General features: G+C 64.2%; 14 protein-coding genes and 2 pseudogenes. 8 read left to right on the top strand and 8 right to left on the bottom strand.

Going from position 1 to position 19421, the window contains the following annotated elements; translation table 11 throughout:
• The first annotated feature begins 7 nt into the window (after positions 1 to 7).
• The gene (locus tag BO1_RS60130; protein ID WP_167338313.1) at positions 8 to 184 is read left to right on the top strand and encodes a hypothetical protein; all 177 of its coding nucleotides are present in this window, start codon (positions 8 to 10) and stop codon (positions 182 to 184) included.
• A 145-nt stretch (positions 185 to 329) separates the two neighbouring features.
• Here the strand turns inward: BO1_RS60130 and BO1_RS05600 are convergent, their stop codons facing one another.
• The gene (locus BO1_RS05600; protein WP_028216719.1) at positions 330 to 1118 is read right to left on the bottom strand and encodes a DUF2968 domain-containing protein; all 789 of its coding nucleotides are present in this window, start codon (positions 1116 to 1118) and stop codon (positions 330 to 332) included.
• A gap of 55 nt (positions 1119 to 1173) precedes the next feature.
• Positions 1174 to 2096 (bottom strand): annotated as a pseudogene (locus BO1_RS49810) (sigma 54-interacting transcriptional regulator); the annotation flags it as partial.
• 38 nt (positions 2097 to 2134) lie between these two features.
• Here BO1_RS49810 and BO1_RS57120 point away from each other — a divergent pair.
• Together BO1_RS57120 and BO1_RS05585 are read left to right on the top strand one after the other, a co-directional pair.
• A pseudogene (locus tag BO1_RS57120) lies at positions 2135 to 2455 on the top strand (ShlB/FhaC/HecB family hemolysin secretion/activation protein); the annotation flags it as partial.
• A gap of 189 nt (positions 2456 to 2644) precedes the next feature.
• Positions 2645 to 3130: a DUF2147 domain-containing protein gene (locus BO1_RS05585; protein ID WP_028216718.1), complete on the top strand. Its 486-nt coding sequence runs from the start codon at positions 2645 to 2647 to the stop codon at positions 3128 to 3130.
• A gap of 95 nt (positions 3131 to 3225) precedes the next feature.
• On the opposite strand, the gene BO1_RS05580 is transcribed toward BO1_RS05585, so the two are convergent.
• From BO1_RS05580 to typA, 6 genes are all read right to left on the bottom strand, one after another.
• Entirely contained in the window at positions 3226 to 3687 is a 462-nt protein-coding gene (locus BO1_RS05580) for a transposase (RefSeq protein WP_028216717.1), read from the bottom strand.
• A gap of 162 nt (positions 3688 to 3849) precedes the next feature.
• On the bottom strand, positions 3850 to 4947 hold the full coding sequence (zapE, locus tag BO1_RS05575; RefSeq protein ID WP_028216716.1) for a cell division protein ZapE: 1098 nt from the start codon (positions 4945 to 4947) through the stop codon (positions 3850 to 3852).
• A 111-nt stretch (positions 4948 to 5058) separates the two neighbouring features.
• Positions 5059 to 6489 carry a dihydrolipoyl dehydrogenase gene (gene lpdA, locus BO1_RS05570; RefSeq protein ID WP_028216715.1) on the bottom strand — a complete coding sequence of 477 codons (1431 nt, stop codon included), beginning with the start codon at positions 6487 to 6489 and terminating at the stop codon, positions 5059 to 5061.
• Positions 6490 to 6612: 123 nt separating this feature from the next.
• On the bottom strand, positions 6613 to 7887 hold the full coding sequence (gene odhB / locus BO1_RS05565) for a 2-oxoglutarate dehydrogenase complex dihydrolipoyllysine-residue succinyltransferase (protein ID WP_028216714.1): 1275 nt from the start codon (positions 7885 to 7887) through the stop codon (positions 6613 to 6615).
• A gap of 124 nt (positions 7888 to 8011) precedes the next feature.
• Positions 8012 to 10876 carry a 2-oxoglutarate dehydrogenase E1 component gene (locus tag BO1_RS05560; protein WP_028216713.1) on the bottom strand — a complete coding sequence of 955 codons (2865 nt, stop codon included), beginning with the start codon at positions 10874 to 10876 and terminating at the stop codon, positions 8012 to 8014.
• 336 nt (positions 10877 to 11212) lie between these two features.
• Entirely contained in the window at positions 11213 to 13039 is a 1827-nt protein-coding gene (typA, locus tag BO1_RS05555) for a translational GTPase TypA (RefSeq protein ID WP_028216712.1), read from the bottom strand.
• Positions 13040 to 13455: 416 nt separating this feature from the next.
• Between typA and BO1_RS49805 the strand changes: the two genes are divergently transcribed.
• From BO1_RS49805 to BO1_RS05530, 5 genes are all read left to right on the top strand, one after another.
• Positions 13456 to 13971, top strand: coding sequence for a MarR family winged helix-turn-helix transcriptional regulator (locus tag BO1_RS49805; protein ID WP_043283872.1), 516 nt, complete (start codon positions 13456 to 13458; stop codon positions 13969 to 13971).
• An 89-nt stretch (positions 13972 to 14060) separates the two neighbouring features.
• The gene (locus BO1_RS05545) at positions 14061 to 15659 is read left to right on the top strand and encodes an efflux transporter outer membrane subunit (protein WP_028216711.1); all 1599 of its coding nucleotides are present in this window, start codon (positions 14061 to 14063) and stop codon (positions 15657 to 15659) included.
• Between the two features lie 47 nt (positions 15660 to 15706).
• Positions 15707 to 16945, top strand: a complete 1239-nt coding sequence (locus tag BO1_RS05540; protein ID WP_028216710.1) for an EmrA/EmrK family multidrug efflux transporter periplasmic adaptor subunit — start codon at positions 15707 to 15709, stop codon at positions 16943 to 16945.
• Between the two features lie 38 nt (positions 16946 to 16983).
• Positions 16984 to 18549 (top strand): DHA2 family efflux MFS transporter permease subunit, encoded by a 1566-nt coding sequence (locus tag BO1_RS05535; protein WP_028216709.1) that lies wholly within the window; start codon positions 16984 to 16986, stop codon positions 18547 to 18549.
• 308 nt (positions 18550 to 18857) lie between these two features.
• Positions 18858 to 19283 (top strand): hypothetical protein, encoded by a 426-nt coding sequence (locus tag BO1_RS05530; protein WP_052409364.1) that lies wholly within the window; start codon positions 18858 to 18860, stop codon positions 19281 to 19283.
• The last annotated feature ends 138 nt before the right edge of the window (positions 19284 to 19421 follow it).

Here is a 19421-nt window from a genome sequence, read left to right as displayed (position 1 = left end):
GAACGCCATGAGCTCATCCAAACCGAAGTCCCCTCAGCCCTCGCAGGACGACGCGCTCGACGAGGCGCTGGAAGAAACTTTCCCGGCGAGCGACCCGATCGCCATCGACCCGCCGCCCACGAAGCACAAGTCCGCCGAAGACACTGAGAAGGACCACGGCAAGCATCATCACGGCAAGCACTAAGGCCGCAAAATCATCCCGCCCAAAAACAACGAAGGCGGCGCGTCATGGACGCCCGCCTTCGTTTGACATTGCCTCTTCGCGCTATAAACCGGATCGCCGGACCGGCCCCCACCGATGAGGCCCGGCGCCTGCGCCCCAGTGCGCCTTACTGATCCGGCAAGCCGCCCTCCACCTGACGCTGTAGCTCCTGCACCTGGCGCTGTACCGCGCGCAGTTGATCCTGCGCCGCCGCCTTCTCGACCTGGAGCGCATTGGCCTGAGCACGCGTCTGCTTCTGCTGATCCGCGACGAGCGCCTGCTGCTGGCGGGCGATCGCGAGGTCGGCCTGCAGGCGATTCGCGTGGTCCTGCGTGAGCGCAATCATGCGGGCCGTGAACGCCTTTTGGGCTTCGAGGCGCGTGCGGCGGATCTCGACATCCGACAACTGCAGCGTCTTCTGCACGAAGTCGCGGTAGATCGCCTCGGCGCGCGTTTCGTCGCTGGTCTTGATCACGCGCCAGAACGTCTTGTTCTGGAACAGCGCCACGTAATAGGTCATCTCCTTGCCGTAGAACAGCAGGCTTGCGCCGTAGGTGCCGTTGTAGGTCGTGCGCAATTCGTTGAGATCGGAGCCGTGGATCATCTGCTGCAGTTCGGCCACATTGCCCGCCGCGTTCTGCTGCGCCTCCTCCGGCGTGAGCGCGACCGGTGCGCCGGGCAAGGGCTGCGCGGCGGATTGCGCCTGCGGCTGCACGGACGCGGCCGCCGGGTCCTGTTCCGCCACCGTGCTCACGGCCGTGTTCGCGGCCACGCTGGCCGTCGTCTGCGCCGCCGATTGCGCTTTGGCCTGCGCGTTTGCCTGATCAGCCAGCGCTTGCGCGCAACCGGCCTGCACGCCGCCGAGCAGCATCAGCGCCACCACCGCGACTTGCCGAACTCTCCACTTGTCGTTCATGAAGCCCCTGTTTTTGTACTGTTCTTTTGTACGATTTTACAAAATCGCACAATTATTACTCACTTTCACCGGTTGCGGGCTCATCGTCGAAAATTTGGTATTTGCGGATCTTTTCCCACAACACTTGGCGACTGATGCCCAGGTATTGGGCGGTGTCCTTGCGCCGCCAGGCGTTTGCCTCCAGGGCCGCCAGCAGCCGGCGCAGGCGCGGCGCGTCCCAGTCGCCCATCTGCCGCACCGTCACGCCGACGCGTTCGGCCAGGTTGCGCAGCTCGCGCGCATTGCCCGGAAAGCGCATCGAGGCCACCGAGTCGGCCAGCCAGTAAGGCAGCTCCGGCGGCGCCCCGAGCCGCTCCGAGCCCACCACCGACGCGACGAAGGCCTTGAAGAGCGCGATCTTGTCCACCGCGCCGCGCTCTTCGAGTGACGGTACGATCAGCTCGATCACGGCAAGCCGGTAATAGAGGTCGGCGCGAAAGTTGCCCTCCTTCACCCGTTGCGGCAACTGCCGGTTGGTGGCCGCCACGAGGAGAAAATCCACCTTCAGCGGCGTGGCCGAGCCAATGCGCGTGACCGTGCCGTCCTCCAGCACGCGCAGGAGCTTCACCTGCTGGTAGAGTGGCAAGTCGCCGATTTCGTCGAGAAAGCGCGTGCCGCCGTCGGCCTGCTCGAAGTAGCCCTTGTGCGCGAGCGCTGCGCCCGTGAAGGAGCCCTTCGCATGTCCGAAGAAGAGCGACTCGAACAGCCCGTCCGGAATCGCGCCGCAGTTCACGGCGACGAACGGCCCCGTGCCGTAGCGGCTGTGCTTGCGGTGTAAAAGCTCGGCGATGCGCTCCTTGCCGGTCCCGGTCTCGCCGTGCACGAGCACGCGCTCGTGTCGCAGTCGGCGAATGTGTCGACTTCCCCAAGCAGCGCGCGCATGCTCTCGGACTCGGCCACGAGCATGTCGGCGCCCGCCGTCTCGGCCGAATGCGCGCGGTCGCGGCGCACATCGTCGAAGCCGGCCACTGCGCACGGGGCGCGACAACGTCACCTATCTCGCCGCGCATGCGGCCGTACCCATCGCGAGCGATGGCTTGACGGCGAAGCTCGACGCCTCGCACTACCGCGGCAAACCCCGTCGACAACCCGGGTCTGCCCAGTTACGTGGAGCGCACTGTCATCAGCGACAAGCTCAAGGGCTCGCTCTCGTCTCCGCTGCTGTTCAGCAATACGCGCAGCGTCGTCGGCACGGTGAGCGCCTATGCGGCGCACGACGAGGACCGCTACCACAACACCATCAACGGTCTGCATACGGCCTGAGCTCGCAGGTGCGCGTGCTGCAACTGCAAGCCGACCGCTCGTGCACGCCGACTAGAGTTTCTCCTCGCAAACGCGCGCAGCGCTTTCGCGTATCCTGCCCTGACCGCTGCGCGCCTTCGCCGCGAACGAATGCGCCGCGCGGTTCGCCGCCAATCGAGGCCACGCACGGTAGTCCGCGGCGCTTAGACGCACACATAGCGATAAACATCAGTGGAGGAAGACACATGTTGCAATTCAACAGCCGTAGCCCCTCGTTGGCCGCCCGCGCCGCTCGACAATTCGCGCTGGCTGGAGTCCTGCTCGGCAGCGTGCTCGCCGCGCATGCGGAGTCGAACTCGCCCGTCGGCGTCTGGCAAACGATGGACGATCACACGGGGCAGCCCAAGGCACTCGTGCAAATCAGCGAGGACGGCAGCGGCGGCCTCAGCGGCAAGGTCATCAAGGGCCTCGGGCCGAACAACAACCCTGACCGCCGCTGCACCGCGTGCACGGACTCGCGCAAGGACCAACTGATTCTCGGCATGACGATCATCGACGGCATGAAGCAGGCCGGCGACGAATGGGACGGCGGCCACATTCTCGACCCTGAAAACGGCAAGATCTACCGCTGCAAGATGCACACCGAAGAGGGCGGCCAGAAGCTGGTGGTGCGCGGCTATCTGGGCATTTCGCTGCTCGGCCGCTCGCAAACCTGGGTGCGTCAGCAGTAATTCACGCCTGCCTGAAAAAGCGAAGGCCGCCTTGCAACAAGGCGGCCTCGGCAGGCGTCTCGGGTGCGCATCACGCGCTCGGGGCGCTCGCCCCGTCAAGCGGTGTGCCGGTACACCGAGCGATAGCTGAACGGCTGCGGCACACCGGGCGTGGCCGGGCTGAACGGCGAATTGCGCGGCGCGGACGGCACGCCCGGCACGCCTTCCTGAACGCGGGCAGCGGCCTTTTCGGCACGGCTCAGGTGCTTGCGCATGCGCGTTTCGATGGTGTCGCACAGCGCGACGCCTTCTTCGCCGAAGAGCTCGGCCATCACGCGCTTGAGAACCCCTTCGTCATGCCAGGCTTTGAAGCGCCGGTGGCAGGTTTGATAGGACGGGTAGCGGCGCGGCATGGCCGACCACGTGGCGCCGCTATACATGACCCACAAGACGCCGTTGAGCACCGAACGGGTGTTGGCGAGTGGACGGCCGCGCATTTCCGAGCGCGGACGCAATTCTGGCAGCAGCGGCATCACGCGCTGCCATTCTTCCTCGGTAATATCGCGATGGGGGGTCATGGTCTACTCCTTTGTCAGAACCTGTCCTGACTAAAGATATCGACTTGACCCTGCGGCCCCTATCAGACGAGTCCGAATCTTGAAAAAGCGGATTCGCGCCTGTTTTGCGATGCCGTGACGGCGCTTTGCGCCCTGGATGCCCGGCTCCGGACGCCTGAGCGTTTAAGTCAGCGACGTATCCACGATGCGGCGAGGCGTTTCGAGATATTCCTTCGACTGCATCTCGACGATACGCGAAACGGTGCGCGTGAATTCATTGGCCATCGGGCCTTCGACGTAAAGCTGCTCCGGTGGCACCGCCGCCGACATGAGCAGCTTCACCTTGTGGTCATAGAACACGTCGATGAGCCAGGTGAAGCGGCGCGCTTCGGACTGCATACGAGGCGTCATTTGCGGCACGTCCGAGAGGATCACCGCGTGAAAGCGGCTCGCGAGCTCGAGATAGTCGTTCTGCGAACGCGGGCCGCCGCACAGCGTGGCGAAGTCGAACCACACGACGCCGTCGGCCTTGCGCAGGGCCTTGAGCTCGCGCTTTTCGATGCGCAGGAGCGGGCTTTCGTCGGGCACCGCGGCGAGCTGCGCGAACGAGTGGCGCAGCGCCTTGTCCGCGGCCGCGCCGAGCGGCGTGTGATAGACCTCGACCTGGGCAAGCGTGCGCTGGCGATAGTCGATGCCCGCATCGACGTTCAGGACATCCAACTTTTCCTTGATGAGCTCGATGGCGGGCAGCATGCGGTCGCGATGCAGGCCATCGGGGTAAAGCAAATCGGGATCGTAGTTGGACGTCATCACGAACTGCACGCCGTTCTTGAACAGGCCGTCCAATAGGCGATAAAGAATCATCGCGTCGGCGATGTCCGAGACGTGGAATTCGTCGAAGCAGATCAGGCGATAGCGCTTCGCGATGCGCCGCGCGAGTTCGTCGAGCGGATCGGCCTGGCCCTTGAGCTCTTCGAGCTCTCGGTGCACCTCGCGCATGAATTCGTGAAAATGCAGACGCGTCTTGCGCTGCAGGGGCACGACCGCATAGAAGCTGTCCATCAGGAAGCTCTTGCCGCGGCCTACGCCACCCCACATATAGACGCCGCGCGGCAGTTCCGGGTGGTTGATGAGCTTCCAGAACGCGTTCGAGCGACGCGACTTGTATGCGGCCCACTCGTCGTAACACCGCTGCAGCCGGTCGATGGCGGCACGCTGGGCCGCGTCGGGCTTGTATCCCCGCTTCTGCAGTTCGTTTTCGTAGTATTCGGTGACGTTCATTTCGTGGACCACAAACGAGTAAAGGCGGGAGGGCAAAAGCCCACCCGCCTCTGTACCAAGGTGCTGCGAGGCAAAACGGCTAGATAAAAATAGCCGCCCTGCCCTGATGCATTACATGTTGAGCGCGCGCTTGTCGGTGGCGAGCGCCGCTTCGCGCATGACTTCGGACAGCGACGGGTGCGGATGGCAGATGCGGCCGAGGTCTTCGGCGGCAGCCTTGAATTCCATCGCCACCACGGCTTCCGCGATCAGGTCCGATGCGTTAGCCGAGATGATGTGCACGCCGAGCAGCTCGTCGGTCTTGGCGTCGGCAATCATCTTCACGAAGCCGTCGGCCTTGTTGATGCCGAGCGCACGGCCGTTGGCCATGAACGGGAACTGGCCCGTCTTGATGTCGCGGCCTTCGGCCTTCAGCTGCTGCTCCGTCTTGCCGACCCATGCGATTTCCGGCTCGGTGTAGATCACCCACGGAATGCAGTTGTAGTCGATGTGCGGCTTCTGGCCGTCGATGATCTCGGCCACCAGCACGCCTTCGTCTTCGGCCTTGTGCGCGAGCATCGGGCCACGCACCACGTCGCCGATCGCGTAGACGTTCGGCACCGCCGTTGCGCAGTGGTCGTCCACGTCGATGAAGCCGCGCTCGTTGGCCTTCAGGCCGATCGCTTCGAGACCGAGGTTGTCGGTGTTCGGCACGCGGCCGACCGAGACGATCAGGCGGTCGGCTTCGAGCACTTGCGCGTTGCCGTCCTTGTCCGTGTAGTTGATCGTGACGTTCGTGTCGGTGGCCTTGACTTCGCCGACCTTCACGCCAACGTGAATGTCGAGGCCCTGCTTCTTGAAGAGCTTTGCGGCTTCCTTCGCGAGCGACTGGTCAGCGGCGCCGAGGAATTCCGGCAGCGCTTCGAGGATCGTGACTTCGGCACCAAGACGGCGCCACACCGAACCGAGCTCCAGACCGATCACGCCTGCGCCGATCACAGCCAGCTTCTTCGGCACCGCGTCGAACGTGAGCGCGCCTTCGTTGTCGGCAACGATCTTGTTGTCGACCGGAATGCCCGGCAGATGGCGTGCCTTCGAACCCGTCGCGATGATGACGTTCTTCGCCGTGACGACTTCGGTCTCGCCTTCGCCGCTCACTTCGATCTGCACGCCGGCGTCGGTCTTGCCCGTGAACTTGCCGTGACCCTTGAGCCAGGTGATCTTGTTCTTGCGGAACAGGAACTCGATGCCCTTGGTCATCTTCTCGACGATGCCGTCCTTGCGGGCGAGCATCTTGGCGATGTCGAGCGACACGTCGCCGACGTTGATGCCGTGGTCGGCCAGGTGATGCTGGGCGCTTTCGAACTCTTCCGACGAGGCGAGCAGCGCCTTCGAGGGAATGCAGCCCACGTTCAGGCAGGTGCCGCCGAGCTTCAGCGCGCCGGCCGGGTTCTTCCATTTTTCGATACAGGCAACCGACTTGCCGAGCTGCGCGGCGCGGATCGCTGCGATATAGCCGCCAGGGCCGGCGCCGATCACAACGACGTCAAATTCTTTGGACATGGTCATCCTTTCGATACGTGAGCGCGGCTCGCGGAGTCCGGCTTCCGGATTCCGCGCGCAACACTCAGTGTGAGACTGGATGCGCGAGCAGGACGTGAGCCCTGGCTCGCGCTACAACGCGAATTACAGGTCGAGCAGCAGGCGAGCCGGATCTTCCAGCGCGTCCTTCATCGCGACCAGCGACAGGACGGCTTCGCGGCCGTCGATGATGCGGTGGTCGTACGACATCGCGAGGTAGTTCATCGGACGGATCACGATCTGGCCGTTCTCGACCACCGCGCGTTCCTTCGTCGCGTGCACGCCGAGGATCGCCGACTGCGGCGGGTTGATGATCGGGGTCGACAGCATCGAGCCGAACACACCGCCGTTCGAGATCGAGAACGTACCGCCCGTCATTTCCTCGATCGAGAGCTTGCCGTCCTTGGCCTTCTGGCCGAATTCGGCGATCTTCTTCTCGATGTCGGCGAGGCTCATCTGGTCTGCGTTGCGCAGGATGGGCACCACCAGACCGCGCGGCGAGCCGACAGCGATACCGATGTCGAAGTAGCCGTGGTAGACGATGTCGTTACCGTCGATCGACGCGTTCACGAGCGGGAACTTCTTCAGCGCGTGGACCGCGGCCTTCACGAAGAACGACATGAAGCCGAGCTTCACGCCGTGTTCCTTCTCGAACTTGTCCTTGTACTTGTTGCGCAGGTCCATGACCGGCGCCATGTTCACTTCGTTGAACGTCGTGAGGATGGCGTTGGTTTGCTGCGACTCCAGCAGACGCTCGGCGATACGCGCACGCAGACGCGACATCGGCACGCGCTGTTCCGGACGGTTGTTGAGCCAGTTGGCAGCCGATGCCGGTGCGTTGACTTGCGGCAGCGAGGGCTTCGCGGCGGCGGCCGGCTTGGCAGCCGGTGCGGCTGCCGGAGCAGCCTTCGGTGCGCCGGCGCCGAGCACGTCCTGCTTCGTGATGCGGCCGTCGCGGCCCGTGCCGGCAACGTCGCTGCCCGACAGACCTTGCTCCGCCATCAGCTTCGAAGCGGCGGGCGATGCGACCGTGCTGCTGCCCGTCGATGCGGCAGCGGCAGCGGCCGGTGCGGCTGCGGGAGCAGCGGCTGCAGCCGGTGCGGCAGCAGCAGCGGGCGCGGCAACGGCGCCAGCCTTGGCTTCCGTGTCGATCTTCGCGATCAGCTGTTCGCTCGTGACGGTTGCGCCGTCACCGACGAGGATCTCGGCCAGCACGCCGGCAGCCGGCGCGGGCACTTCGAGCACGACCTTATCGGTTTCGATCTCGATGACGACTTCGTCCTGGGCAACAGCTTCGCCCGGCTTCTTCTTCCACTGCAGCATCGTGCCTTCCGACACCGACTCCGAAAACTGCGGGACCTTGACTTCTACGATAGCCATGTAATTTTCCTGAATACTTGTCGGGGGACTTTCCCCGTATGACGAACCGGGTCGCGCACGTGAGCGCGGGAAAGCGCGTGATCCATGAGTCGCGCTTTCCCGGTTCGATTCGCTCTATGTGTGCTTACTTCGCGAGTTGCGCGCCCTTCAGGCGGCCGAACGCACCTTCGATCAGCGACTTCTGCTGCTCGTAGTGCTTCGCGTAGTAGCCGACGGCCGGCGAGGCGGAAGCGGGACGGCCGCTGTAGGCGAGCTTCTGTCCTTCCTTCATGCCTTCCTTCAGGTGGTGCTCGATGTAGAACCACGGGCCCTGATTCTGCGGCTCGTCCTGCACCCAGACCACTTCGGTCGCGTTGTCGTACTTCTTCATTTCCGCTTCGAACTGCTTGTGCGCGAACGGATAGAGCTGTTCGATACGGATGATCGCGACGTCGTTCGACTTCGATTCGCGGCGATGCGCGACGAGGTCGTAGTACACGCGGCCCGAGCAGGCGACCACGCGCTTGACCTTCTTCGCGTCGATCGCGTCGTCCACTTCACCGATGACCGGCTGGAACGTGCCCTTCGCGAGTTCGGACAGATCCGACACGGCTTCCTTGTGACGCAGCAGCGACTTCGGCGTGAAGATGATGAGCGGCTTGCGGAACAGGCGGATCATCTGGCGGCGCAGCACGTGGAAGATCTGTGCCGGCGTGGTCGGCTGAACGACCTGCATGTTGTGCTCGGCGCACAGTTGCAGGAAACGCTCGATACGCGCCGACGAGTGCTCCGGACCCTGACCTTCATAGCCGTGCGGCAGCAGCATCGTGAGACCCGAAACACGGCCCCACTTCACTTCGCCCGACGAGATGAACTGGTCGATCACGACTTGCGCGCCGTTCACGAAGTCGCCGAACTGACCTTCCCACGCGACGAGCGTGTTCGGCTCAGCCGTCGAATAGCCGTACTCGAAGCCGAGCACCGCTTCTTCGGAGAGCACCGAGTCGATCACCGTGAACTGCGCCTGGTTCTCGCCGATGTTCTGCAGCGGGATGTAGGTGCCGTCGTTCCAGCGCTCGCGGTTCTGATCGTGCAGCACCGCGTGACGGTGCGTGAACGTGCCACGGCCCGAATCCTGGCCCGTGAGACGCACGGCGTAGCCCGAAGCGACCAGCGAGGCGAACGCGAGGTGCTCGCCCATGCCCCAGTCGAGCTTCGCTTCGCCCTTGCCCATCGCGCGGCGGTCGTTGATGACGCGCTCGACCAGCGGGTGAACCTTGAAGTTCTCGGGGATCGTGGTGATGCGCTCGGCCAGACGCTTGAGCTCGGCGAGCGGCACGGCCGTGTCGGCGGCGTCGGTCCACTTGCGGTTCAGGAACGGCACCCAGTCCACCGCGTACTTGCTCTTGTAGTTCGAGAGCACGGGGTCGATCGTGTGGTGGCCTTCGTCCATCGCGGCGCGGTAGGCCTTGATGTAGTTGTCGCCGTCTTCAGCCGTGATGACGCCCTGCTGCACGAGCTTCTCGGCGTACAGCGCACGGGTGCCCGGGTGCTTCGCGATGGTCTTGTACATCAGCGGCTGCGTGACCGCCGGGGTGTCCTGCTCGTTGTGGCCGAGCTTGCGGAAGCAGATGATGTCGACCACGACATCCTTGTGGAACTGCATGCGGAAATCGACCGCGAGCTGGATTGCCAGCACGACCGCTTCCGGATCGTCGCCGTTCACGTGCAGAACGGGCGCCTCGATCATCTTGACGACGTCGGTACAGTAGAGCGTCGAGCGTGCGTCGCGCGGGTCCGAGGTCGTGAAGCCGATCTGGTTGTTGATGACGATGTGCAGCGTGCCGTGCGTGCCGTAACCGCGCGTTTGCGCGAGGTTCAGCGTTTCCATCACGACGCCCTGGCCCGCGAAGGCCGCGTCGCCGTGGATCTGCACCGGCAGCACTTGCAGGCCGTTGTCGTCGCCGCGGCGATCCATACGGGCCTTCGCCGAGCCCTCGACCACCGGGTTGACGATTTCGAGGTGCGACGGGTTGAACGCGAGCGACAGGTGGACCGGACCGCCTTCAGTGGCGATGTCCGACGAGAAGCCCTTGTGGTACTTCACGTCGCCGGCCGGCAGGTCGTCCACGTGCTTGCCTTCGAATTCGGCAAACAGGTCCGACGGCATCTTGCCGAGCGTGTTCACGAGCACGTTCAGGCGGCCGCGGTGGGCCATGCCGATGACGATTTCCTGCACGCCCTTCGCGCCCGCGTGACGGACGACTTCGTCCATCGCGGCGATGAAGGACTCGCCGCCTTCGAGCGAGAAGCGCTTCTGGCCGACGTACTTGGTGTGCAGGAAGCGCTCGAGGCCTTCGGCGGCCGTCAGGCGCTGCAGGATGTGCTTCTTCTTGTCGTTCGAGAAGCTCGGCGTCGAGCGGATCGACTCGAGACGCTCCTTCCACCAGCGCTTTTGTTCAGGATCGCTGATGTACATGTACTCGGCGCCGATCGTGCCGCAGTACGTGTCGCGCAGCGCCTTGACGATCTCGCGCAGCGACGCGCGCTCGAAACCGAAATACAGGTTCGTGGCGCTGAACGTCTCGTCCATGTCGGCTTCGGTGAAGTCGTAGAACGCGGGCTCGAGCTCGGGGATGTTCGGACGTTCACGGCGCTTGAGCGGATCGAGATTGGCCCATTGCGAGCCGAGGAATCGATAAGCACCAATCAGGGACTGAACGTATACTTGCTTGCGCGCCGTGGCGAGATCTTCGCCACCGCCGCGCGGGATGAACGCGTTGGCCTTGGCGCGCTGGGCAAACGACTCGACGATCGGCCCATGGGCGATGTCGTTATCGGTCGTGCCGCTCGACGACGGCACGTTTTGCAGTGCGTCGAAGTATTCACGCCAGGTGTCCGGTACGGACGCAGGGTTATCAAGATATGCTTCGTATAGCTCTTCGACATACGGAGCATTGCCGCCGAACAGGTAGGAGTTCAGCTGAAACTGCTTCATCGTTTCCGACATTTACGCTCACCTTTCTTCGAGTTTCTCGAGAAATAGCGGGTTACTCAACCTTCCGCGCCACGGCCTGACCGTTTAGCGGATTGCGAATCAAGTCTGCTTGGAAGGACCTAAATCATGCATCCGCGGAGGATATCACAGAAGTGATACTCCCCATAGATTGCAATGTGGCACAAGCGCACACGCAAACCCTTTGCAGACGGGCCTTTGCGGCGTTTGCAACGCACTCTTCTTGCACTGCAGCGCAATTACCGCCGGATGCAAAAAAGCCGCCCACAAAGAGGCGGCTTTCTTGTCTCCGTACTTGCATTGCAGTGCGCAAAAAATCAACGACTACGCTTACTCGGCAGCGGCTTCGCGGCTTGCGCGGCGACGCTCGTGCTCTTTCAGATGGCGCTTGCGCAGACGGATCGACTGCGGCGTGACTTCCACGAGCTCGTCGTCGTCGATGAATTCCACGGCGTACTCGAGCGACATCTGGATCGGCGGCACGAGGCGCACGGCTTCGTCGGTGCCCGAGGCGCGCACGTTGGTGAGCTGCTTGCCCTTGATCGGATTCACGACGAGGTCGTTGTCGCGGCTATGGATGCCGATGATCATGCCTTCGTACAGCGCGTCGCCCGGCTTCACGAACATGCGGCCGCGGTCCTGCAGCTTCCACAGCGCGTAGGCGACGGCGGCGCCATCGTCCTGCGAGATCAGCACGCCGTTGCGGCGCTCGCCGAGCGAGCCTTCGCGGATCGGACCGTATTCGTCGAACACGTGGCTCATCAGCCCCGTACCGCGCGTGAGCGTCATGAACTCGCCCTGGAAGCCGATCAGGCCGCGCGCCGGAATCTTGTATTCCAGACGCGTGCGGCCGCGGCTGTCCGAGGCCATGTCGAGCATTTCTCCCTTGCGGCGCCCCAGCTCTTCCATCACGCCGCCCTGGTGGGCGTCTTCGACGTCGACCGTCAGCAGTTCGTACGGCTCCATCTTCACGCCGTCGACTTCGTGCAGCACCACGCGCGGACGCGACACGGCCAGCTCGTAGCCTTCGCGGCGCATGTTTTCGATCAGGATCGTCAGGTGCAGCTCGCCACGGCCCGAGACTTCGAACGTGGTTTCGTCGCCGGTGTCCTTCACGCGCAGCGCCACGTTGTGGTTCAGCTCCTTCGTGAGACGGTCGCGGATCTGGCGGCTCGTCACGAACTTGCCTTCGCGGCCGGCGAGCGGCGACGAGTTCACGAGGAAGTTCATCGTGAGCGTCGGCTCATCCACCGTGATCATCGGCAGCGCTTCGGGGGTATCGACCGCGCAGATCGTCGCGCCGATGCCGATATCTTCAATGCCGTTGATCAGCACGATGTCGCCGGCTTCGGCCGATTCGACCTGCACGCGCTCGAGGCCGCTGAACGACAGCACCTGGTTGATCTTGCGGTTCATCACGTCGCCGTCCGGGCCGAAGCGCAGCGCCACCGGCTGACCCGGCTTGATGCGGCCACGCTTGATGCGGCCCACGCCGATACGGCCGACGTAGGTCGAGTAGTCGAGCGAGGTGATCTGGAGCTGGAGCGGACCCTCCGGATCGGCGTCGCGCACCGGCACGTGCTCGAGGATCGCCTCGAACAGCGGACGCATGTCGCCATCGCGCGCATCGGCGGAGAGCGACGCGTAGCCGTTCAGGCCCGAGGCGTAGACGACCGGGAAGTCGAGCTGCTCTTCGGTCGCGCCGAGCTTGTCGAACAGGTCGAACGTCTGGTTGATCACCCAGTCGATACGCGCGCCCGGACGGTCGATCTTGTTGACGACGACGATGGGCTTCAGACCGAGCGCGAGCGCCTTCTTCGTGACGAAGCGCGTTTGCGGCATCGGGCCTTCCACGGCGTCGACGAGCAGCAGCACCGAGTCGACCATCGAGAGCACGCGCTCCACTTCGCCACCGAAGTCGGCGTGGCCCGGGGTGTCGACGATGTTGATGTGGGTGCCTTCGTACTCGACCGCGCAGTTCTTCGCGAGAATCGTGATCCCGCGCTCTTTTTCGATGTCGTTCGAGTCCATGACGCGTTCGGCGATCTGCTGGTTGTCGCGGAAGGTGCCGGACTGGCGCAGCAGTTGGTCGACGAGCGTGGTCTTGCCGTGGTCGACGTGGGCAATGATGGCGATGTTGCGAAGGGCGCGGGACATAGGAACCTGGGTACAGTTGAGTGCGCCGCGCATGCCCTGCTGGCAGGCCCGGCTCGGGCACGCGGCCGCCGCCTCGATCCGCCCGGGACTTTCGGCCGGCGGATCAGTTCAGCATCGCTGCGATGACGCACTTTTGGGAACCTGAAATTATAGCACGTGTGGATGAATTGATCGTGCTCATACCCAAGGCGCGCCAATGGGCTCAAGTGGGCGCCCTGGTCGCAGTCTTCCGGCTGGACTAGCGCAGCCGCTCGTGGCAGAGCGCTCCGCCGGGGGCAATTTGCTCACGCGCATCTGGCCCAATTAAGACCTTACCCGGCAAAGGTTTCTTCGCCCTGCCACAATAAATCCTTGCCGCGTCAACTAACGGACCCTATAATTGCTGCCTGGTCAATCATTGCAGTCGCAGCAGAAACATGACGGATCCGACTCCCACGGTACCTCCCGAAGTCCGCGATTACGACTTCGGCGAAAGCGTTGGCTACCTCATTTCGCGGGTGAAATCGACGATGTCGAACCTGATCACCCAGCGCACCGTCGCCGAACTCGGCGTGACGAGCCAGCAAGCGAGCGTGCTGTTCATGGTGGCGAGCGGCAAGTGCGTGCTCGCGGCGGAGCTCGCGCGCGAGTACGGCATCGACGCGAGCGCGGTGACGCGCCTCGTCGACCGGCTGGAAAAGCGCGGCCTCCTCAAGCGCGTGCGCAGCTCCGAGGACCGCCGCGCCGTGCGCCTTGCGCTCACGCCCGAGGGCGAGGCCATCGCCGCGCGCATGCCGGCGATCTTCACGAGCGTGACGGATCAGCTCTCGCAGGGCCTCACGCCCGAGGAAATCGGCTTCCTGAAGAGCATGTTGCGGCGGGTTCTCTCCAATAGCTGCGAAGCTATCCAGAATTCGGGCCCGGGTGCGGGGCAAAACCCGCCGGCCAATTGATGACGCGGCAAGCAAATTTGAGATCGCTGCAAACAAAAATAGCTGCAACGTCCAGTATTACCTCACCTTCTCACGCCATGAGACGAGCAATGAAACCTCAAACCCAGTTTGCGCCAGCGCTCTCCTGCCGGGGAGCCGTCGCCGCCGCGGTGGCGACACTCGCGCTCGCGGGCTGCGCGAACTACTTCGGCGTCAAGAGCGACAAGACCATCGCGCAACCGCAACAGTTCGAGACCTCGCAGAGCATTCCGGCCGAGGGCGGCCAATGGCCGACGCTCGATTGGGCGCAGCAGTTCGGCGACCCGCAGCTGCCCAGGCTGATCGACGAAGCGCTCGAGGGCAACCCCACCATCGCGCAGGCGCAGGCGCGCATCGCCAAGGCATCGTCGTATATCGATACGTCGAAAGCGGCGCTCTACCCGAAGGCCAACGCGAGCTATTCGTGGACCCGCGAGATCTACACGGAAAACACGATCTTCCCGCCGCCTTACGGTGGCAGCTGGTATAGCGAGAACAACGTCCTCGCGAGCGCGTCGTGGGATCTGGACCTCTGGGGCAAGAACCGCCAGCGCCTCGCCCAGGCCGTCTCGCAGCAGCGCGCCGCCCAGGCCGACATGCAGCAGGCGCGCATCACGCTCGCCGCCTCGGTCGCGCGCACCTACAACCAGCTCGCCCAGCTCTACGCGCTGCGCGACATCGCCGCGCGCGAAATCGACAACCGCAAGACCATCGGCACGATCACCGACGGCCGCGTGGTGGCGGGCCTCGACACCAACGTCGAGCGCCAGACCGCGAACGGCAACATCGCGACGAGCCAGGCCAACCTCACGCAGATCGACGGCCAGATCCAGAACGTGCGCTATCAGCTGGGCGCGCTGCTCGGCAAGGGCCCGGACCGCGGCCTGCAGATCGCGCAGCCGGTGCTCAACCCGGTCGCCAAGGTGGCCCTGCCCAGCAACCTGCCCGCCGACCTCGTGGCGCGCCGGCCCGACATCGTCGCCGCGCGCTGGCAGGTCGAGGCCGCGATGCACGACGTGAAGGAAGCCAAGGCCGAGTTCTATCCGGACGTGAACCTCGCGGCGGCCGCCGGCCTCGATGCATTCGGCTGGGGCAAATTCCTCACCTTCTCGAGCCGTCAGATGAACTTCGGCCCGGCCGTGCATCTGCCGATCTTCGACGCGGGCGCGCTGCGCGCGCAGTTGAAGGGCCGCTATGCCGACTTCGACCTCGATGTGGCGAACTACAACCAGACGCTCATCAACGCGTTCCAGGAAGTGGCCACGCAGGTCTCGTCGATCCGCTCGGCGGACCAGCAGCTCGTGGACGCCCAGCGCGCGCTCGACGCCTCGACCAAGGCGTACCAGCTCGCCGTGATTCGCTACAAGGCGGGGCTCTCGGAGCAGCTCCAGGTGCTCAACGCCGACCAGAACCGTCTCGCCGCGGAGCAAACCGTCTCGAACCTCAAGATGCAGCGCCGCGACCAGCAGATGGCGCTCATCACGGCGCTCGGCGGCGGCTTCGACGCGCACGACGCAGGCCTTGTGCCACCGGTCGAAACCGGCAGCGACGCCCCAAGTGCAAACGGCCAAAGCGACGTGAACGGCGGCCCGTGGCGCGACGCGCCGTGGACCGTGCCGCCCGCGCCCTCGGCGGCCTCGTCCGCAAGCGCCGCCACGGCCGCGAACTGAACACCAACACTCGAACGAACAGCACGCACGAACCCGGAGATCCTTCCATGAGCACCCCCCAGCAACCGGCGGCCAATCCGCAGCCGAACGCGACCAACGGCAAGCGCAAGCGCATGATGACGCTGCTTGTGCTCGTGATCGTGATTGCAGCCATTGCCTACGGCCTCTACTACTTCCTCGTCGCGCGCTTCACGGAGAGCACCGACGACGCCTACGTGAACGGCAACGTCGTGCAGATCACGCCGCAGGTGACCGGCACGGTGATCGCCGTGAACGCCGACGACACGCAGACCGTTAAGATCGGCGACTCGCTTGTCGAGCTCGACCCCGCCGACTCGCGCATCGCGCTGCAACAGGCCGAGGCGAATCTCGGCCAGACGGTGCGCCAGGTGCGCGGCCTGTTCGCCGACGACAGCCAGTACCAGGCGCAAGTCGCCCAACGCCAGTCCGACCTCTCGCGCGCCCAGGACGACCTGCGCCGCCGCATGGAAGTCGCGCAGACGGGCGCCGTCTCGCAGGAAGAAATCTCGCACGCCCGCGACGCCGTGAAGAGCGCCGAGGCTGCGCTCGAAGCCGCGCAGCAGCAGCTCGCCGCGAACCGTGCGCTCACCGCGAACACCACCATCGCCAATCATCCGAACGTGATGGCCGCCGCGGCCAAGGTGCGCGACGCCTATCTCGCCAACGCGCGCAACACGCTACCCGCGCCGGTGACCGGCTACGTGGCCAAGCGCTCGGTGCAGGTGGGGCAGCGCGTTTCGCCTGGCACGCCGCTGATGTCGGTGGTGCCGCTGAACGCCGTGTGGGTGGACGCCAACTTCAAGGAAGTGCAGCTCAAGCACATGAGCATCGGCCAGCCGGTCGAGATGACGGCGGACGTGTACGGCTCGTCGGTGGTCTTTCACGGCAAGGTGGTGGGCTTCTCGGCGGGCACGGGCTCGGCCTTCTCGCTGTTGCCCGCGCAGAACGCCACGGGTAACTGGATCAAGGTGGTGCAGCGCCTGCCGGTGCGCATCTCGCTCGATCCGCAAGAGCTCGAGAAGCATCCGCTGCGCATCGGCCTTTCGATGCAGGTGGACGTGAACATCAAGAACGAAACGGGCCAGCTCGGCAACGCGCCGAACACGGTTTATCAGACCGACGTGTTCGCGAAGTACGGCGACGAAGCCGATGCGGAAATCGCCCGCATCATCGCGGAGAACGCTGGTCAGAGCGCGGCCAGGGCGCAAGTTTCGTCGGCTGCCACCGGAGCCGGCGCGGCGAAACCCGCAGCCAGGCTGATGTAAGCCCGCGCGCCACCCGGAAGTCAACCACGAAGCACTCAATGGCAGCACAACAACCCGTAGTCCATCCGCCGTTGCAAGGCGCGCAACTCGTGATCGGCACCATCGCGGTGTCGCTCGCGGTGTTCATGAACGTGCTGGACACCTCGATCGCGAACGTGTCGATCCCGTCGATCTCGGGCGACCTCGGCGTCGCCTCCGATCAGGGCACGTGGGTCATCACCTCGTTCGCGGTCGCCAACGCGATCTCCGTGCCGCTCACGGGCTGGCTCACCGAGCGCATCGGCCAGGTGCGCCTGTTCATGGCGTCGATCATCCTGTTCGTGATCTCGTCGTGGATGTGCGGCCTCGCGCCCACGCTGCCCTTCCTGCTCGCCTCGCGCGTGCTGCAGGGCGCGGTGGCGGGCCCGATGATCCCGCTTTCGCAAACGCTGCTGCTCGCGAGCTATCCGCGCGCGAAGGCGCCCATCGCGCTCTCGATGTGGTCGATGACCACGCTGATCGCGCCGGTGGCGGGGCCCATTCTCGGCGGCTGGATCTCGGACAATATCTCGTGGCCGTGGATCTTCTATGTGAACATCCCCGTGGGCATCGTGGCCGCGATCGCGACGTGGACGATCTTCCGCAACCGCGATTCGGCCGTCAAAAAGGCGCCCATCGACGGCGTGGGCCTGGGACTCCTGATCGTCTGGGTCGGCTCGCTGCAGATCATGCTCGACAAGGGTAAGGACCTCGACTGGTTCGCCTCCACCACCATCGTCGTGCTCGCGCTCACGGCGGTCATCGCGTTCGCGTTCTTCGTGATCTGGGAGCTGACCGCCGATCACCCGGTGGTCGATCTCTCGCTGTTCGCGAGGCGCAACTTCACGGGCGCGACGATCGCGCTCTCGGTGGGCTATGGCCTCTACTTCGGCAATCTCGTGCTGCTGCCGTTGTGGCTGCAAACCACGCTCGGCTACACCGCGACCGACGCGGGCATCGTGATGGCGCCCGTGGGCTTCTTCGCGATCATGCTCTCGCCGATCACGGGCCGCATCCTGCCGCGCACCGACCCGCGCTATATCGCGACGGCGGCGTTCGTGGTGTTCGCGCTGTGCTTCTGGATGCGCTCGCAGTACACGACCGGCGTGGATACCTGGGCGCTCACGGTGCCCACCTTGATCCAGGGGATCGGCATGGCGGGCCTGTTCATCCCGCTCGTCTCGATCACGCTTTCGGGCCTGCCCGGCAACCGCATTCCGGCGGCTTCGGGTCTGTCGAACTTCGTGCGGATCATGTGCGGCGGCATCGGCACCTCGATCTTCGAGACGGCATGGGACCATCGCACGACGTTCCACCACGCGCGCCTCACCGAGCAAGCCACGCCGACCAACCCGATCTTCAACCAGTCGATGCAGCAGATGCAGAACGCGACCGGGCTCGATCCCTCGCAGGCGCATGGCATGTTCGACCGCATGGTCACGCAGCAGGCGGCCCAGCTCGGCGTGAACGACCTGTTCTGGATTTCCTCGGCGATCTTCATCGTGCTGATCGGGCTGATCTGGATCACGCGCCCCGAACGCACCAGCAGCGCCGATGCGGGCGCGGCGGCTTCGGCGGCGCATTGAGGCCGCATCTCGCTCAAGCCGCACCCATAAAAATGGCACGTCCGGTTCAACTTATGTGGTGTAGGTAGACGCTACTATTCGCCTCAAAAACAGCCACCAAGGCAAGCCCCTGGTGGCTTTTTTCGCCGTTGGTCTATCTATATATGGTGCGATACCTGTACGCATAGTAACCGGCTTACTAAAGCGGCCGCTATGAACTGCAGAAACATACACTTTCCGTGGAGCACCGGAGCCAGCAACCTCGCCCCTCTAGGTGGACGGTGGTTATTGGTGGCGTTGAGCCACCCGATAGCCCGTGGCGAGACGAGGTGTACAAGGACTATCCGGCACCAATTGTCAGGCGCGTAGGCGACGCCGAGCGAACCGACGTCGCCACGTTCGGGATGGTGCCGCGCAAGCACACGGAACTGCTCACGTTCCTCGTTATCGGGCAGCTGTTCGCGTTTGCGCACACCGGTGAATGGCTGCGTACTGACCATCTCATCAAGTCGGCTCAGATGTGGCTTAGCTCCAATGGCGCAGCATGCGATTGGTTGGAGCACGCACAACTGGTCGAGGTGTGCCGGGCGGTTGCCATCAAGGCGCTCGACTTGCCGTTTCCTGCAGTCGAGGCCGACATGGTGCTGTTTTTCAATCTGAATCGAGGCTGGTTTCTCGACTATAGGAAGCTCGTGGTCCAGCAGATTCACGCAATGTGCGTTGCGCATCTCTCCCACGCCGCGAGCATGATATAGACGTTCGACCGCCGTCAGCGTCGGAAACGTACGCTTTTCGGACAATTCGTCCCAGCTCATGCTTGCAGTCGCACAAATTTCAGTAAAGGCCAGTTGTCACGAGTCTGGTGTCCACAAGCTCGCCGACCGCGTGAACCG

This window comes from Paraburkholderia oxyphila NBRC 105797, from assembly GCF_000685075.1.
In the GTDB taxonomy this organism is placed as follows: domain Bacteria; phylum Pseudomonadota; class Gammaproteobacteria; order Burkholderiales; family Burkholderiaceae; genus Paraburkholderia; species Paraburkholderia oxyphila.
Note: the sequence above shows the minus strand (reverse complement) of the source record. Positions and strands in the feature narration are given on the sequence as shown.

Bases quoted from the DNA above. Each gene is read 5' to 3' on its own strand.
- BO1_RS05600 (WP_028216719.1), bottom strand. From the start codon at position 1,118: ATGAACGACAAGTGGAGAGTTCGGCAAGTCGCGGTGGTGGCGCTGATG.
- lpdA (WP_028216715.1), bottom strand. From the start codon at position 6,489: ATGTCCAAAGAATTTGACGTCGTTGTGATCGGCGCCGGCCCTGGCGGC.
- BO1_RS05580 (WP_028216717.1), bottom strand. From the start codon at position 3,687: ATGACCCCCCATCGCGATATTACCGAGGAAGAATGGCAGCGCGTGATG.
- zapE (WP_028216716.1), bottom strand. From the start codon at position 4,947: ATGAACGTCACCGAATACTACGAAAACGAACTGCAGAAGCGGGGATAC.
- BO1_RS05585 (WP_028216718.1), top strand. From the start codon at position 2,645: ATGTTGCAATTCAACAGCCGTAGCCCCTCGTTGGCCGCCCGCGCCGCT.
- BO1_RS05560 (WP_028216713.1), bottom strand. From the start codon at position 10,876: ATGTCGGAAACGATGAAGCAGTTTCAGCTGAACTCCTACCTGTTCGGC.
- typA (WP_028216712.1), bottom strand. From the start codon at position 13,039: ATGTCCCGCGCCCTTCGCAACATCGCCATCATTGCCCACGTCGACCAC.
- BO1_RS05535 (WP_028216709.1), top strand. From the start codon at position 16,984: ATGGCAGCACAACAACCCGTAGTCCATCCGCCGTTGCAAGGCGCGCAA.
- BO1_RS05540 (WP_028216710.1), top strand. From the start codon at position 15,707: ATGAGCACCCCCCAGCAACCGGCGGCCAATCCGCAGCCGAACGCGACC.
- BO1_RS60130 (WP_167338313.1), top strand. From the start codon at position 8: ATGAGCTCATCCAAACCGAAGTCCCCTCAGCCCTCGCAGGACGACGCG.
- BO1_RS49805 (WP_043283872.1), top strand. From the start codon at position 13,456: ATGACGGATCCGACTCCCACGGTACCTCCCGAAGTCCGCGATTACGAC.
- BO1_RS05545 (WP_028216711.1), top strand. From the start codon at position 14,061: ATGAAACCTCAAACCCAGTTTGCGCCAGCGCTCTCCTGCCGGGGAGCC.
- odhB (WP_028216714.1), bottom strand. From the start codon at position 7,887: ATGGCTATCGTAGAAGTCAAGGTCCCGCAGTTTTCGGAGTCGGTGTCG.